The sequence below is a fragment of the Streptomyces sp. NPDC051578 genome (genome assembly GCF_044454045.1).
In the GTDB taxonomy this organism is placed as follows: domain Bacteria; phylum Actinomycetota; class Actinomycetes; order Streptomycetales; family Streptomycetaceae; genus Streptomyces.
Genome location: NZ_JBITDH010000002.1, coordinates 958,551 through 973,702, shown reverse-complemented (window position 1 = coordinate 973,702; position 15,152 = coordinate 958,551). Strand labels below are relative to the sequence as shown.

Below are 15,152 nucleotides of genomic sequence, written 5' to 3'. Positions count from 1 at the left end.
AAGGGGTTACTTCACGCCGAGCGTGAGGCCGTGCTCGTACGGGAGTCCGCCGATGGTCTGCACGGAGCCGAAGCCGACCTCGCGGAGCCAGTTCTCGTAGTCACGGGCCGGGTAGGCCATGCCCTGGCCGCTGGCGAGGACGTTGAAGTAGAGGCCGAGACGGGCACCGAAGATGCCGGTGGTCTCGTCGTCGGAGACGTTGTAGCCGTACACGAAGACCTTGCCGCCGGCCGGCAGGGCGTCGTACGCCTTCTTCATCAGGCCGAGGATCTGGTCCTCGGAGAAGATCTCAAGGACGTGGCTGAACAGCACAGCGTCCGAGCCCATCGGGAACTCGTCCGTGAAGATGTCGCCGGGGTGCAGCTCGACGCGGTCCGGGAAGACGGCCGCGGCCTTGTCCTCGCCGAGCTTGGAGACGCTGGGCATGTCGAAGACGGTGGAGCTCAGCTCCGGGTGCCGGGCCACCAGGCGGGCGGACGTGGTGCCGTCGCCGCCGCCGATGTCGAGCAGCTTGCGTACGGAGGCGAACTCGGGACGCTCGACGAGGGCGTCGACGGACTGGAGCGTGAAGGCGCTCATCGCGCGGTGGAAGACCGCTTCGAGGTCCGGGTTGCGCGACAGGCGCTGGTACAGGGTGGGCTCGTCACCGGGGTAGGTGTCGAGGGCAGTGTTCGTACCGGCCTTCAACGCCTTGGTCATGTGCACGAACGCCGGGTAGTAGACCTCCTTCCAGCCCACGATGATGTGACCCCAGCTGTCCTCGGCGTCGGAGGCCAGCAGGTCCGCGGCGACCGCGGAGTTGGCGTAGTTTCCGTTCTCGCGGCGCAGCAGGCCGGTCGTGCACACGGCCTGGAGCAGGACGCGCAGCTGGTGCTGCGGCATGTCCGTGGCGCTGCGGATGGCGGCGAAGTCCGACTCGGGGTGTTCCGCGAGGAAGTGGAAGATCCGCAGCTCGACCGCCGTGGCGACCGCGTTGAACAGCGCGGGGGCGTTCACGAGGAACTGGAACCGCTCGAAAACCGGGTCTCCGCTGTGCGGGGTGGTGTCCATGGTGTCCGTCTCTTTTCGTCGTGCCCCATGTGACGGGGTCCGGGCCGGAGACGAACGTACGCACGGGCGGGGCGCCCGGCAGCACTCTGGCAATTTCTTGCCAGGACACTCTCTTGGAGGATGACAGTCCCACGCCCTACCGTCTCAGAGCTGCTGGAATGCCTGGCAATAACTTGCCACGAGGGTTCCGACCGGGTGGCTTGGACGTAGCGTTCGAGCCCTGGACGGCGAGGAGACCGGGCACCCGGGGAGCGGGAGAGGAAAATTGTGCAGCTGAACAGCTTTGACGAGTGGTCGCCTCTGATGCGGAAGCTCGAGCGGCACAGGTTCACCGTCGTGCCGGTCCGCAACCGGCACCGGCGGCTGTTCGGGGGTGGCTTCCACTGCTTCACCCTCGACACGGTGCGCGAAGGCGGGGCCGAGGACTGCTTCGGCTGATGCCGGTCGGCCAGTGGCCTCACCGGCCGGCCGGGCGGCGGCAGCGGGCCTGTCACCTGGGCGGGCGCTCCTCGGCGAAGGCCGACCGGCCCCTCGACCGCGTCCTCGCTGTCCGTCCGCCGCTCCTCCACGCGTAGCGGGTTGCCTCATCGCCGTCTTCCACGGCAGCCGTCGGCACAGCCCGCCACCCCGCCAGGGGGCCGGGCCTGGCCTCGTGCAGGTCGAACGTCGCGTCCTCGGAGGCAATGACGATGTCACACGACGAAGCCGGTTCGACCCCGCGCCCAGGGCGTTCCCGCGCGCCTGCCGCGACGACCGGCTTCACCAGGTAGCTCCGCTCGGTCGGTCGACGAGTCGACCGTCATGGTCAACGACGCGTGCAGGACGCTCATCCGCACGTTGGAAGACCACAAGTTCGCGGTCGTCCCGGTCCTCCACCGCCACCGCAGGCTCTTCGGCGGCGGCTTCCACTGCTTCACCCTCGACATGGTCCGCGCCGGCGGCGCCGAGGAATACCTCGGCTGACCCGGGCCCAACCGCACGAGACATCACGAGAGGAACCCAGAAATGACCACCGCACTCCCGGCGCCGGTCGCGGCCACCGTCGGCCTGACACTGACGGAATCCGAACGCGACGAGGTCGGCCGGCTCGCCGCGCTCCTGGCCGCGCAGCCGCCGCAGCTGATCGACGAGCGCGCCTGGACGGACACCGCCCGCCGTCTCTCGAACCGGCTGCCGCTGCGCATCCGGGAGGAGATCCGTCAGTACCGGCACGACCCCGGTGCGGGCGGTCTTCTCATCCTTCGGAACCTGCCCCTCGTGGCGGACGAGCTGCCGGACACGCCCACCGTGCCCGAGTCGGTCGAGCGCACGGCCACCGTCGCGGCATCGGTGATCAGCATGATCAGCCTGAGCCTGGGCGAAGTCGTCGCGTACCGCGCCGAGAAGTCGGGCGCACTCGTACAGAACGTCGTGCCGATCCCCGGCCGGGAGGAGTCCCAGAGCAACGCGGGCTCCACCCTGCTGGAACTGCACGTGGAGAATGCCTTCCACCCTCACCGCCCGGACTACGTGGGCCTCTTCTGCCTGCGCAACGACCACACGAACACGGCGGGCACCTTCGTCTCCTCCATTCGCCGGGCGCTGGCCCTGCTCCCGGAGGAGGTCCGTGAGGTGCTGGCCGCCCCGCGGTTCGCCACCGAGCCCCCGCCGTCCTTCCGGTCCGGCGAAACTCCCCGGCATCCGGTACTGGAGGGTGACCCCCAGGACCCGAACGTCCGGGTGGACTTCCACGCGACGCATCCGCTCGACGAGGAGGCGGAGCAGGCCCTGCATTCCCTGCGGGCGGCCTTCCTCGACGTGGCCGCGATGCTCGTCCTCCAGCCGGGCGAGCTCGCCTTCGTCGACAACCGGGTCGCCGTCCACGGCCGGACGTCGTTCCGTCCCCACTACGACGGCCAGGACCGCTGGCTGCACCGCACCTTCGTCCACTTGGACCACCGACGCACCACGGCCCACCGCGCCGGCGGCGGATCCGTCCTGCTCTGAGCGACCGACCCGACCTTCGAGACGGCGGAAACACCATGGCCACACCCACTCGACTCCACCCCTCAGCGTCCGCTGTCCCAGAGGCGTACGAGACGCCCTGGCCGGTCTCGGCCGACGTCCCGGGCCCGGGACTCGTGGACCTGTGGTTGCTGAACCTCCCGGCCTCCGAGCCGGATCCGACCGCGCGGCGCGTCCTCGACGCGGAGGAACACCGTCGTGCGAATGCGCTGCTCCACCCCCTGGCGCGCTTCCGCTACCTCGGAGCGCACATCATGCTCCGGCGCATCCTGGGGGCGTACCTCGGGCGGCCGCCACACGAGGTACGGCTGCGCAACGAGCCGTGTCCGCTGTGCCGCGGCCCGCACGGGCGCCCCGCTCCGGCGGACCGCTCGGCGGGAGTGCACTTCTCGCTCTCCCACCGGGCCGGGCTCGCCCTGCTGGGCGTGGCCTCCTCACCAGTGGGCGTGGACGTGGAGGCGCCGCCGGGGCCCGCCACGGTCGCCGAGCTGATCCCCCAGCTCCACCCCGTCGAGCAGTACGACCTCCTGGGCGAGGAGCCGCAGGACAGGGCCGCGCTGTTCACCCGCGTGTGGACCCGCAAGGAGGCGTACCTGAAGGGTTTGGGGACCGGGCTCGGGCGCGACCTGTGTCTGGACTACCTGGGGGAACGGAGCAGCGCGGGCCGTCCGTACGGATGGAGTGTCCTCGACGTGCCGGTGCCCGGCGCCCCGGCCGCCGCCTGCGCCCTTCGCTGCCGGGACGGCACGGGCTCCGTCCGGGCCTTCGGCCGCCTTCCCGCGGCCGGCCTGTAACAGAGACCAGCCTGTAACGGAGGACAGAAGGAGGAGTACCCCACATGACTACGCCTGCCGTTACAGGCCGGACCTCTCCGGAACCGAAGTCGGCCTGCGACAAGGACGGCATCTGCGGGCTGCCCTACCGGTTCGGCGGCGAATCGGTCGAGCTGCTGCGCCGGCGGGTGGCGGACATCAGCGCCCGGCGCCGGCCCGAGGTGGTGCACGAGGAGAACGGCCCGCTGGTCGTGATCCCCGGTTCGCACACCATGGGCCTGTTCGACCTGCCCGACAAGTCGGCGGACTCCGCCTCGGACTGGCGCCGGCACGTGTCCAACGACCTCGCCTACACGGTCGGCGCCGACCGGGCGGACCGGCTGATCGCCCAGAACGGCACGTCGACGATCCTGGGCGCGGCGGGCTCACTGCACGCCTTCCACCCGAGCATCGTGCACTCCTCGTCGAACAACCGCTCCGCCGACCGGCGAGCCCTCCTGCTGATCACCTACAACGCGGTCGCCAACACCCCCGCCAACCCCACCCGGCCGGCCTTCCTCGTCGGCCGGGACACCACGCCGATCACCGCCCTCCACGACGAGCGGCTGGTCGTGGAAGACGGTCGTGGGGAAGGCCGCGGAGACTTGCTCCCGGCGGCGTAGCGGAGCGCGCGAACGCACCGCAACGACACCCCTGTGAAACGGAGAACAGCTTGACCGTCAAGACTCCCATGCCCAAGGCGTTCCACAAGGTCTGGGCGGCGTCCGGGGCGTCCTCGTTCGGAGACGGCGTCTATCTGGCCGCGCTGCCTCTGCTGGCCGCGAGTCTGACCCGCAATCCGGTACTGCTCTCCGTCGTCACCGCGGCGGCGCTGCTGCCCTGGCTGTTCTTCGGTCTGATCGGCGGCGCGCTGGTGGACCGCTGGGACCGCCGCCGCACGATGTGGATCACCGATGTGGCGCGCGCCGCGCTGCTGTTCGCGGCCGTCGGCGCGATCGCGGCGGGCTGGATCGGCATCCCCCTGCTCATCGGGCTCGCGTTCCTGCTCGGGATCGGGCAGATCCTCTTCGACACCGCCGCCGCCTCGTACCTGCCGGAGCTGCTGGAGCGCGACCCCGCACTACTCAAGCGAGCCAACGCGCGGCTGCGGGCGACCGTGGAGGCCTCGGACCGATTCGTCGGCCCGTCGGCGGGGGCCGCCCTGTTCACCCTGGGGCGCGCCGTTCCACTGGTGACGGACGCGGTCTCGTTCGTCGTCAGCTCCCTGCTGATACGGTCCCTGCCCGCGAGCCCGCCCAAGCCCGCCGCAGCCAAGGGCTCGCTGCTGAAGGACGCGCGGGCCGGTGCTGCGTACCTCCTCCGTGACCCGCTGCTGCTCGGCCTGTCGCTGCGGCCGGCGCTCGGCAACCTCGCCTTCAGCGCAGGCAGCGCCGTCTTCGTGCTCCTCGCACAGGACGAGCTGCACCTCGGTCCGACCGGCTACGGCCTGCTGATTTCGACCGAGGCCGTCGGGGGTGTCCTGGGCAGCATGCTCACGACGCGGCTGAGCGACCGGCTCGGCATCGGAGGGGGGCTGATCCTTACGGCCGCCGTGCTGACCGTCGCCCAGGCGGGCATCGGCCTCACCGACAGCCCGGTGGTGGTAGCCGCGGCGATGGCCCTGCGGGCCGCGGCGCTCGGCTGCACGATCGTGCTGGCGGCATCCGTCCGCCAGTCCGTCGTGCCGGACGAACTCATGGGGCGGGTCACCGCCGCGGGCCGCCTGATGGCGCTGGGAGCGGCCCCGATCGGGGCGCTGCTCGGCGGCTGGCTCGCTACCGTGGCCGGCCTGCGCGCCCCGTACCTCATCGGCGCGGGCTTCCTCGTCGCCAGCACGCTGGTCAGCCTCACCATGACCACCAACCGCAAGATCGAGTCGGCGCTGGCACAGGCCGAGCTGACCCGGCGCGCGGCCGGTGGGGAGCGGGCGGCGCCCGCCATCAGTTGAGCAGATTGCGCTGGGCGGCGAGACGGCCGGCGCGGAACCGGCTGCGGGCATCGCCCGCTGAGCCGGGACCCCAAGACGACGACGTCCCCGGGGCGATCCTCGGGCCGCCCGGGCAAAGGTGCCGATCGTCGCGCAATGGGCTGAGAGCCTGCGCACCATCAGTGCGAGCCGCATCGACGGGCGAGAGTTCGGCATGGACCGCCCGGCCTGACCAGCCCCCCTCCGCGCCCTGGAGACGTGCCCGCCATGAGCTTCGCCCGGGTCCGGAGCACGATCACCGCGGAGACCCGGCAAGCGGAGGTGACGGCGCCGCTGCCGCCGGCACTGCGGCTGAAGTGGGAGCCGGAGACCGACGTCGGCCAGCGCCGTGCGGTTGCATGGGGGCGGATGCTCGATAGGCGGGAAGGACTGCAGGCGGCAGCCGCTGACCCTGGATGCGGCGCTTCGGGCGCTCAGCGTGGATCGTCCGGAGCCCTGCCTGTACTGATCCCCCGAACGCGGCGCTCGGCGTGCTGGACCGACCCGCCCCGTGCAGGCTGGACCTATGGACCGCGCACCGATCGTCGTGCACCGGATCTCCCCGTCGGGCGGCCGGCGGGTCAGCTTCCACGTGCGCGGTACCGACACGATCCTCGGCATCGCATACTCCGACGCGGACGTGATCGAGTTCCTGCGGCTGATCGAGGTACCGGATCCGGACGAGCTGGTCCTCGGCGATTCGCCGTTGATCGTCTGGCAGGGCGACGGGCCGCACGAGTACGAGCCGGAGCCCGGGCCGCCGCCCGCCGACCTGCCTTGACTCCGGCGCGCGGCGAGCCGCCCGTGGGGAAGGGTCGGGAGGGACGTGGGTACTAAACGGCCGCAGATCTAAGACGCTCGCACACTCCAGCCCTCCCCCCCTTCTGTGAGCCACCGAGCCCGCGCACCGCTCAAACAGGCGCAGCTCCCACTCAATGCTCAGGTACCTCGACGGCACAGTGAGGCAGGGTGCCGGGCAGCGCGGGTCATACAAGATTAGGAAAGGCGGCCTAGGGTCGGCCTATGAGCACGGCAGACGACGATCAGACCGCCCTCGACCGCCTCGACATCCACCTGGAAGACGTATGGCGTGCCGCCATCGAACTCCAGCGCGGGAACGAGGCAGTCGTTCCCGAGGCACCGCGCGAGCCGGCCGAGACCGCCGCGGACGGCGCGGCCGCGGAACTCCTGCGATGGGGGTACGGGCAGCTGGCGGGCATCCCGCGCTCGCCGGCCGACGTGTTCGCCCGGAGCGTCGGTAGCACGATCATGGAATTGCGGCGGCGCCGCAGCCCCTGGAACGCGGCGGCCCTGCGCCTGCTGGAGAACCCGTTCACCTTCCTCGCCACCGGTCCCCGCCGGCACGAGGACTGGGCCGAAGACGCACTCGCCCTGATACACCGGGAAGTCCCGGACCCGCGCGGCTGGCTGCGGATCGACGGCGACCGCACCAACAATGCCCGCTGCGCCGTACCGGCATACCCCTTCGAGCCTCCGCCCGTCGCCGGATTCCGCGACCGTCTTCACGAGCTGGAGCCGGCGGCGGCGGTCACCGCGCTCGCCGTCATGGCGGAGGAGTGGGGCGACAACCGGCCCGTACGGAACCGGCCTGAGCGCGACGCCCTGCTGGCCGACGCACGGTTCTTGCTGGACCGCTACGGGCCGAACGCCCGCTTCTGGACGAACGCACACGACGCGGCCTCGGACCCCGCCCGGGACTTCGTCCGGGCCGGCCTCAAAGGCACCAAAGTCCACCGGTTCATCACCGGCGAATACCTCAACGGCCTCGGCCTCCTTGAAGAGCTGGGCCTCATCGCCGTGTCCGGCCACGAGGTCGGAGTCTTCTGGTCCTTCGGCGCGTACTGACACCGGGCTGAGCCGGGCCCGGGATTCAACGCGATCGCAGTGATGCGCCGTACGCCTCGCCACATGGAGGCGACAATGTCCGGTGAGCGTGTCCAGGAACCCCCCGCACAGGCAGTTCCCTCCCCCCGATCGGCAGCAACTCCCGGTGCCAGGACGGACGGCAGGAAGAGCGCGACCGGTGGCAGCTGCCCAGCGGTGTCCCCTCCCTCCTGCGCCGCAGATCAGGGCCTCAGGCGACGAACGGGTTGCTGTGGCCTGGCAACTGCTGTCCCGGGCGCAGGAACCGCTGGCCGCCCTGTTCGTCGCGAACTGCGAGGAGCCCGGCGTCCGTGAGCCTCTGTTCGATCCTGCCGCGGCGGATCACACTGCTCTCCTGTGAGGCCAGGAGGACACGGCCCAGGTGCCGATCACCGTCCGCTCTTGCCGAACCGCGCGATCGCCTCCAGGATCGCGTCCTGCATCGCGGGACTGCCTGTGTGTCCGGAGTCGTCGATCAATGTCAGCTCCGCGTCCGGCCACGCCTTGGACAACTCCCACGCGGTCTTCAATGGGCTACTGAGGTCGAGGCGGCCGTGGATCAGCACCGCAGGTATACCGGCCAACCGGTGTGCGTCACGGAGGAGTTGCCCCTCTTCGAGCCAGGCATCGTTCGAGAAGTAGTGCGCGCAGATCCGAACGAACGCCATCATTGCGTCGTCAGTCTTTTCGCTGTAGGCGCCCGGGTGGCCGAGTACCTCGTGGGCGATGACAGCGTCTTCCCAGGCACACCAGTCCCGCGCCGCCTTCGTCCTGACCGCCTCGTCAGGGCTGTTCAGCAGCTGGTTGTAGGCGGTCACGAGGTTGCCGCTTCGGTCCACCTCCGGGAGTGCGTCGCGGAATGCCTCCCAAGGGCCGGGTAGCAGGCGTCCGACACCGTGGTAGAGCCAGTCGGTCTCCTCGGGCCGGGTCATGGTGACGCCGACGATGATGATTTCGGAGACCCGCTCGGGATAGCGCTCAGCGTAGGCGAGGATCAGTGTTGAGCCCCAGGAGCCGCCGTAGAGGAGCCAGCGCTCGACGCCCAAGTACTCTCGCAGCCGCTCCATATCGGCGATGAGGTGGTCGGTGGTGTTGTGATCGAGACTGACGGACGGGTCGGAGGCGTGGGGCCGGCTTTCACCGCAGCCACGCTGATCGAACAGGACGATCCGGAAGACGTCGGGATCGAACATCGTGCGACTGCCGCGGCGCCCTCCACTGCCGGGGCCGCCATGTACGCACAGGGCCGCCTTCCCTTCGGGGTTCCCGCTGGTCTCCCAGTAGATCTGGTTTCCGTCACCGACATCGAGGAGGCCGTGCGCGTACGGTTCGAAGGGCGGAAACGGCTGGGCCATGAGGTCTCCTCCTACAGGCACGAAGAACAACTCCGAGAGGCCATTCAACGGCTGAGACTCGCGATTGCAACCCCCGCCGCCACGTCCGCGACTGCGAGCGGCTCGTCCAGCAGCCCGAAGCCCTGATCATCTGGGTCGGTCGCCATCACCCTCGGGGCCCCCAGGATCGTCCAGAAGAAATTCTCCAAGGACTGACGCGGGGCGACGAAGAGCTGCTCCAGGCCGGCACCGTCAGGCCGGCACGTCAGGACCGGCCGCCAGGCCAAGGGCATCCCGATGGAGGAACCGAGCGAGTTCCACGAACGGGCACCGGGCCGCCCTCCGGAGGCATTCCGGCAGACGGCTCCCACGGACACCGGTCGCGCCGGTGTGGCCGCGATCGCCGGGAGCTCGGGCTGATGGTCTGGTATCTCCGGAGGCCGGCTCCGGTCACAGGGGAGCAGCGGCGAGGCACACCGCCGGACGAGACCGCTGGCCGACACGGCAACTTCGGGGCACTCCTCCCCGGATTGGACCTGTCCGTGTGCTAGGGATATCAAGCGAAGATGTCCTAAATAGGAGGTATGTGGCGATGCGTACAACTCTTCTCCGCCTGGCGACCGCTCTGGGCGCCGCGACGGTGCTGGCTGTCTGCGGCGCCGGGGCGGCCAGCGCGGACGGCATGGGGCCGGACCGCTCCGTAGGCAGCTCAGGCGTCGGGAACTCGGGCGTCGGGAACTCGGGCGTCCTCAACGACGGCGCCGGCAACGCGGGCATCGCCAACGACGGCGCCGGCAACGCGGGCATCGCGAACGAGGGTCTGGGCAACGCGGGCCTTGGCAACACGGGCATCGGCAGCCACGGCATCGGAAACTCCGGTCTCGGCAGCTCCGGCATCGGCAACTGAGGCGGCTCACGCCCCGCACCACCGCGTCGCACGACGCGCCCGGCTGACGTCGGGCCGGTCCACCCGGGCCTCCCGTTCGATGAGCGGCAGGCCCGGGTTCCTGGCGCGGAGCAGCCGGCCGGCGACGACGGCTGACCGCGCGCGCAGAACCGGCCTCAGCTGGTGCACGAGCGCCAGGTCGGTACGGCTCGGAGTACGGCTGTCCACGGCCCACACCCGTCGCCAAGCACTCCCCCCGTACGGCGCGCGAGCTCCCGGGCCGGGCCGCCCTCGGTATCCACTGGGTCCGGTCGAAGCGCGGTCTCGTCACAGCCCGGCCGGGTGCTTACGTCTCGGCCGGGCTGTGCGGCGCGTATTCGCTGCGCTCGGCTTCGTCAGGGGCGATGAGCGGTGGGGGCCCTGTTTCGTGTCAGCCCGTCCGCCCGGTGCGCAGTCGTCGCAGATCCCGTACGAGCGTGTGCAAGGAAAGGAGGACGAGCGCAGCTCCGGCCGCCAGCCACAGAGCCGAGGCCCCGGACCTGTACTCGCGGACAGCAACGCCGAGCAGCAGCATGCTGACAAGCAAGCCGCCGGCCGAGATCAGAGCACTGATGCGGTCAATCACGTAGGCATCGTCGAGGACAATCCCCGGTACCGGTAGTGATCCGTACGAACATCTCCATGAACATTGTGCCCGCCCAAGGGCCGTGGCCCACCATTGCGGCAGGACCGCACACTCCAGGCATCCCCGTCCTGTGCGGTCGAGGCCGGCATCACCGCTCACCCCCGCACGGCACGGGGAAACGTGGGCGAGCTGGAACGGCCGGCGAACATGTTCTTCCAAATCAGCGCCCTCGCTCACGAATTGGGCTCCGTGCCCACTGCGCCGGGGAAAGAGTTTCTCCGACGACGTCGTGGCCGCGGTGGTGACCGACAGCTCGTCCACCATGCCGAGGTCTTCACGCTCACCGGCGACTCCTCCCCCACCGTTTGCGGCGCCGGCTTCTTGCGGAGGGGAACCGCGCCACCCGCGACTGATCCGGGCCGCTGAACACCGCTGGCCATAGGGGCCGCCGGCAATACAGCCGCAGGCCGGCAGCTCCAGCTCGCTGACTTCGGCGGGCACCGCGTTCCACCGTGTCGCGGCCGGACGCGGCGTCAGCCCGCAGCATCTCGCCCTTGCCTGGCTGCTTCGCCGTTTCCCGGCGGTGATCCCGGTACCGGGAGCCAGGCGGCCGGCCTCCATCCCGACTCAGCCGGGCCGTGGACATGGACCGGAGAGCTGTTCGCCCCCGGGACGGAAGGAGTTCAGGGCGCGGTAAGCTCGTATTCTTGTGTGATGTGAAATATCACATCACACAAGGTGCGTTGATGACCCGTCACGCACCGAACGAAGACACAAGGAGAGCACGTCCCCATGAACCGCTTAGCCCTTCTCGCGACCTGCGTTGCCGGCCTGACCGTTGTGGCCGTCGGACCGGCCTCCGCGACCCCTGCGGCCGCCGCCGACCAGACCGTGACCACCTGCGGGAACTCGGGTCTCCAGGCAGGCCTGCTCACCCGGCTGTGCGCGGAGGTCACCGGTAACACGGTGCAGTTCTACGGCAAGGTCAGTCTCGCCGGGCCGCCCTCTCCCGGCAGCCCGGCGCCGGCCACGAAGGAGCTGTCCACCACGCTGTCCGTCGAGGTCGTGGGCGCCGGTGCGCCGCCCCTGACCCAGGACAAGCCGGTCCTCTTCACCGCCACGACACTCGAAGTGCGCGGCCCCGCGAGCACCGTCCCCTGCGGCACGACGGTCCGCGGCACGTTCGGCGTGGCCTCCTACCCCTGGACGCCCCGGCCGGTCGTCCACGAGGTCACCCTCACCTGCTGACGCCCCAGCCACCCGGCGGGCCTGTCACCGTCGGCCCGGCGACCCGCCCCTGCGGGTGGGGGCCGACATGTGACGGTTTGGCTCACGCATGGTGACGAGGTCCCGTCCGATCGAAAGATCGAACGGGACCTTCGTTCTTTCACGGGCTGTTGATGCTGGTGCGGGGCAGTCCGGCCGTAACAGGCATACGGGTCAGGCGCCCGCTGCCACGGCTGTCAGCCAGGCGTTCCAATCGCTCTCATAGTCCAGCGAGGTGAGGAAGGAACGGGCGGCGGTCCAGTCTCCTGCGCGGTAGTAGCCGAGGACGGTGCTGACGTCGGCCGGATGCTTCTCGACCATGTAGCGGGCGGCAAGGTAGCCCCAGTCGTAGGTACGGCTGACGTCGCTGTTGGCGTAGGTGGTGTCGAACAGCGTCCGCAGGGTGTACGTGTGCTTGCCCGCCTCGGCGACTGCGCTGGCGAGGTGACGCCGCGGTAGGAGTGAGGAGATGTACTCCGCGATGCCCTCGCCCCACCACACGTCCAGGTGGCGCGGGTCGACGTGGGTCGAGACGACCCACGGCGCCACCCCCACGGCCCGGGCCGCCGGGCAGTCCGCCAGGATCTCGCCGCGCCCTGCCACACGCGTGCGGCCAGCAGCCTGACGAGACGTAGGCGAGCGCGAAAGCGCCCGCGTGCTCCGAACGGACCCCCGGCACGGCTGCCGCCATGACCGCGAGCCCGAACATGCCGATGAGGACCGTACGGGTGTGCACCTTCTCGGCGGCCACCTTCCCGTGGGTCACGAAGCACATCCAGGCGGTCGTCCAGAAGGCCAGGTACAGCAAGCCGTACAGGAGGGCCTCCCCGCGCCCGGGGGCGCCGCGCAGCAGGCTCGCCGGCTGGGTGACACCCACCAAGGCGATCAGGTCGAAGAACAGCTCCAGTCAGGTGGCGTGCCGTTCGACCTTGGCCGGTCCGGTGGCACCCGGGGCGGGCTCGGCTGGGGCGGGGGACGGAGGAGACATGAGGGTGAGTATGGGGTGAATTACCGCATTCAGGCCAGGACCGCGCGCACGCTGCGAGCTACCGACACCGGCAGTGATTCGCGGTGCCGTCTGCCTTGGTTCGTTGTCATGCGCCGACGGGACCACGGAAAGTGGAGGGCGGATCGGTGAGAGGATTACGAGGGTGACGGCAAGAACCAGTGACATTGAAATGGCAGCCGGTGTGCTGCGCGGGGGAGGCCTGGTGGCCTTCCCGACGGAAACCGTCTACGGCCTGGGCGCCGACGCCGAGGATCCCGGCGCGGTCGGACGGATCTTCCAGGTCAAGGGGCGGCCGCCCTCCCACCCGCTGATCGTCCACATCGGCGGTGCGGAGCAGTTGGGCGACTGGGTCGAGGACGTGCCCGCGACCGCGCGCCTGTTGGCCGAACATTTCTGGCCAGGGCCGCTGACGCTGGTCCTGCGGCGCGGCCGCAGGGTGCCCCTCGAAGCGACCGGTGGCCTGGAGACGGTGGCCGTGCGCGTGCCCGATCACCCCGTCGCGCTCGCGCTGCTGTCGGCCTTCGGCGGCGGTGTCACGGCCCCTTCCGCCAACCGCTTCGGCTCGGTCAGCCCCACCACGGCGGACCACGTGAGTGCGGAGCTCGGCGATGCCGTCGACTTCGTGCTGGACGGCGGGCCCTGCGAGGTCGGTGTCGAGTCGACCATCGTCGATGTCACCGGTGAGATCCCGAGCGTCCTTCGGCCCGGCGGGGTGACGCGCGAGGACCTCGAAGCGGTACTGGGGTATCCGCTCGCGGTCCCTGCGGCAAGCCCTGTCCGGGTCCCGGGCCAGCACCCGTCACACTACGCGCCGCGGGCGCGGGTCGTCCTCGTCGAGCCCGAGAAGGTCATCGTCGAAGCGGAGCTCGCACAGGAGTCGGGACATCAGGTCGGCCTCTTCCTCCCCGCCTCCCTCGCCGGCGCTGTGGTGAAGGCGCACGCGGTAGTGGCACTCCCGGATTCGATGGCCGCCTACGCGCGCGGACTGTACCGGTTCCTGCGCGAACTCGACGAACAAGGGTGCGACCTCATCATCGCGTCCCTGCCGGTGGAGGAAGGGCTGGGACTCGCGATCGCCAACCGGCTCCGCCGCGCCGCCGGACCGCGGCCCGCCTCCACCGGCGACGTCCCCCGGGAGTGATGACGGCTCCGTGCCTGCGGTGTCCCTCGCCTCCGTCGCGTCTGCGGCGGAGGCAAGCACCAGGGCCCGTGGCCTGACGATCCTCCGCGCCGGCGCCACCGGCCTCGTACACGGGCGGTTTCGAAGCCGCAGGAGCGCACGCTTGCGCCGGTCAACGCCGCGGGTTGCGGCGCCGTCCGCACGTCGGGCAGGCCATGACGCGCGGCTCATACCGCCTCATGTGCTCGCTCAGTCTGCATGGCTTCGGGGTCTGCCAGGCGACGGTGAAGTGCGGCCGTGGCGGAGCTCGGCCGCGCGGTTGAGGTCGTAGACTGGCGTTCGTCGCGCATACATACAGCTACGGCACCAAGATGATTTACCCCCTCGCGCCTCGATGTCCGGATACAAGCCGAGGAGAGGCGTGCGGGAGGCGGCCCTGCGGCAACACCACGCCCACGGGACGGCCTCTCGACGCTGCCAACTCCACCCGCCGCTTGCGCGGCTTCCTGGATCGAACCTCGCTGGTCGGTGTTCTCACCGTTTCGGACGGCGCGGTTCCAGCCTCCTCCGCCCGTCCGTGCCGGCTGACATCGAGTCGCGTGACGGGCGCTCACCGCCTCGTCTCGTACCTGGTCAGGACCACCCCGCAGGGAAGCTTCCGCGTCTCCACCAGGTTCAGGTTCACCCAGCTGTCGAGCGCGGTGAAGAAGGGCGTGCCGCCGCCCACCAGGACCGGCGCGGTGGCGAGCACGTACTCGTCAATCAGCCCGGCCCGCATGGCCGCTCCGGCGAGCGTCGCGCCGCCGATGTCCATCGGCCCGCCGTCCTCGGTCTTGAGCCGGGTGATCTCGGCGACCGCGTCGCCGGTGACCAGGCGGGTGTTCCAGCCGACCTTGTCGATCGTCGAGGAGAACACCACCTTCGACACGTCCCGCCAGCGCCGCGCGAACTCGATCTCCGCCGGGCTGGCGCCTGGCTGCTGGTCGCCGGTCGGCCAGTAGGAGCTCATCGTCTGCCACAGCTTGCGGCCGTACAGCGTCAGGTCGGTCGCCTGCAACTGGTCGGACCAGAACTGGAACAGCTCGTCGCTCGGCACGCTCCAGCCGATGTCGTCGCCGGGCGCGGCGATGTAGCCGTCCAAAGTCAGGTTCATGCCGTAGATCAGTTTCCGCATGACGCCAGCCTTCCGTAAATCG

General features: G+C 70.3%; 16 protein-coding genes and 2 pseudogenes. 11 read left to right on the top strand and 7 right to left on the bottom strand.

The window, feature by feature from the left end:
* Positions 1–6 precede the first annotated feature (6 nt).
* Positions 7–1,050, bottom strand: coding sequence for a methyltransferase (locus tag ACIA6C_RS15700; RefSeq protein WP_399276057.1), 1,044 nt, complete (start codon positions 1,048–1,050; stop codon positions 7–9).
* A 300-nt stretch (positions 1,051–1,350) separates the two neighbouring features.
* On the opposite strand from ACIA6C_RS15700, the pseudogene ACIA6C_RS15695 reads away from it, so the two are divergent.
* The 8 genes and pseudogenes from ACIA6C_RS15695 to ACIA6C_RS15660 all read left to right on the top strand — a co-directional run.
* A pseudogene (locus tag ACIA6C_RS15695) lies at positions 1,351–1,488 on the top strand (glycine amidinotransferase); the annotation flags it as partial.
* Positions 1,489–1,851: 363 nt separating this feature from the next.
* Positions 1,852–2,013, top strand: coding sequence for a hypothetical protein (locus ACIA6C_RS15690; protein WP_399276055.1), 162 nt, complete (start codon positions 1,852–1,854; stop codon positions 2,011–2,013).
* A gap of 42 nt (positions 2,014–2,055) precedes the next feature.
* On the top strand, positions 2,056–3,036 hold the full coding sequence (locus ACIA6C_RS15685; RefSeq protein WP_399276053.1) for a TauD/TfdA family dioxygenase: 981 nt from the start codon (positions 2,056–2,058) through the stop codon (positions 3,034–3,036).
* 35 nt (positions 3,037–3,071) lie between these two features.
* Positions 3,072–3,848, top strand: coding sequence for a 4'-phosphopantetheinyl transferase family protein (locus tag ACIA6C_RS15680; RefSeq protein ID WP_399276051.1), 777 nt, complete (start codon positions 3,072–3,074; stop codon positions 3,846–3,848).
* Positions 3,849–3,892: 44 nt separating this feature from the next.
* Complete coding sequence (locus tag ACIA6C_RS15675) at positions 3,893–4,489, top strand: phytanoyl-CoA dioxygenase family protein (RefSeq protein WP_399276049.1); 597 nt, start codon at positions 3,893–3,895, stop codon at positions 4,487–4,489.
* Positions 4,490–4,539: 50 nt separating this feature from the next.
* Positions 4,540–5,814 (top strand): MFS transporter, encoded by a 1,275-nt coding sequence (locus ACIA6C_RS15670; RefSeq protein WP_399276047.1) that lies wholly within the window; start codon positions 4,540–4,542, stop codon positions 5,812–5,814.
* Between the two features lie 544 nt (positions 5,815–6,358).
* A complete protein-coding gene (locus ACIA6C_RS15665; protein ID WP_361127473.1) occupies positions 6,359–6,613 on the top strand; it encodes a hypothetical protein in 255 nt (84 codons plus the stop codon).
* Between the two features lie 242 nt (positions 6,614–6,855).
* On the top strand, positions 6,856–7,698 hold the full coding sequence (locus ACIA6C_RS15660; RefSeq protein WP_399276045.1) for a hypothetical protein: 843 nt from the start codon (positions 6,856–6,858) through the stop codon (positions 7,696–7,698).
* Between the two features lie 407 nt (positions 7,699–8,105).
* Here the strand turns inward: ACIA6C_RS15660 and pip are convergent, their stop codons facing one another.
* Complete coding sequence (gene pip / locus ACIA6C_RS15655; protein WP_399276043.1) at positions 8,106–9,071, bottom strand: prolyl aminopeptidase; 966 nt, start codon at positions 9,069–9,071, stop codon at positions 8,106–8,108.
* A gap of 571 nt (positions 9,072–9,642) precedes the next feature.
* On the opposite strand from pip, the gene ACIA6C_RS15650 reads away from it, so the two are divergent.
* On the top strand, positions 9,643–9,957 hold the full coding sequence (locus tag ACIA6C_RS15650) for a hypothetical protein (protein ID WP_399276041.1): 315 nt from the start codon (positions 9,643–9,645) through the stop codon (positions 9,955–9,957).
* Positions 9,958–9,963: 6 nt separating this feature from the next.
* Here ACIA6C_RS15650 and ACIA6C_RS15645 read toward each other — a convergent pair whose 3' ends face one another.
* Both ACIA6C_RS15645 and ACIA6C_RS15640 read right to left on the bottom strand, forming a co-directional pair.
* Positions 9,964–10,164 (bottom strand): hypothetical protein, encoded by a 201-nt coding sequence (locus ACIA6C_RS15645; RefSeq protein WP_399276039.1) that lies wholly within the window; start codon positions 10,162–10,164, stop codon positions 9,964–9,966.
* A gap of 202 nt (positions 10,165–10,366) precedes the next feature.
* The gene (locus ACIA6C_RS15640; protein ID WP_399276037.1) at positions 10,367–11,062 is read right to left on the bottom strand and encodes a hypothetical protein; all 696 of its coding nucleotides are present in this window, start codon (positions 11,060–11,062) and stop codon (positions 10,367–10,369) included.
* Between the two features lie 291 nt (positions 11,063–11,353).
* On the opposite strand from ACIA6C_RS15640, the gene ACIA6C_RS15635 reads away from it, so the two are divergent.
* Complete coding sequence (locus ACIA6C_RS15635) at positions 11,354–11,809, top strand: hypothetical protein (protein ID WP_399276035.1); 456 nt, start codon at positions 11,354–11,356, stop codon at positions 11,807–11,809.
* 192 nt (positions 11,810–12,001) lie between these two features.
* Here the strand turns inward: ACIA6C_RS15635 and ACIA6C_RS15630 are convergent, their stop codons facing one another.
* A complete protein-coding gene (locus tag ACIA6C_RS15630) occupies positions 12,002–12,430 on the bottom strand; it encodes a collagenase (protein ID WP_399276033.1) in 429 nt (142 codons plus the stop codon).
* 37 nt (positions 12,431–12,467) lie between these two features.
* Positions 12,468–12,728, bottom strand: a pseudogene (locus tag ACIA6C_RS15625) (low temperature requirement protein A); the annotation flags it as partial.
* A 250-nt stretch (positions 12,729–12,978) separates the two neighbouring features.
* Between ACIA6C_RS15625 and ACIA6C_RS15620 the strand changes: the two are divergent.
* Positions 12,979–13,977, top strand: coding sequence for an L-threonylcarbamoyladenylate synthase (locus ACIA6C_RS15620; protein WP_399276031.1), 999 nt, complete (start codon positions 12,979–12,981; stop codon positions 13,975–13,977).
* 589 nt (positions 13,978–14,566) lie between these two features.
* On the opposite strand, the gene ACIA6C_RS15615 is transcribed toward ACIA6C_RS15620, so the two are convergent.
* Positions 14,567–15,130, bottom strand: coding sequence for a dihydrofolate reductase family protein (locus tag ACIA6C_RS15615; protein ID WP_399276029.1), 564 nt, complete (start codon positions 15,128–15,130; stop codon positions 14,567–14,569).
* Between the last annotated feature and the right edge of the window lie 22 nt (positions 15,131–15,152).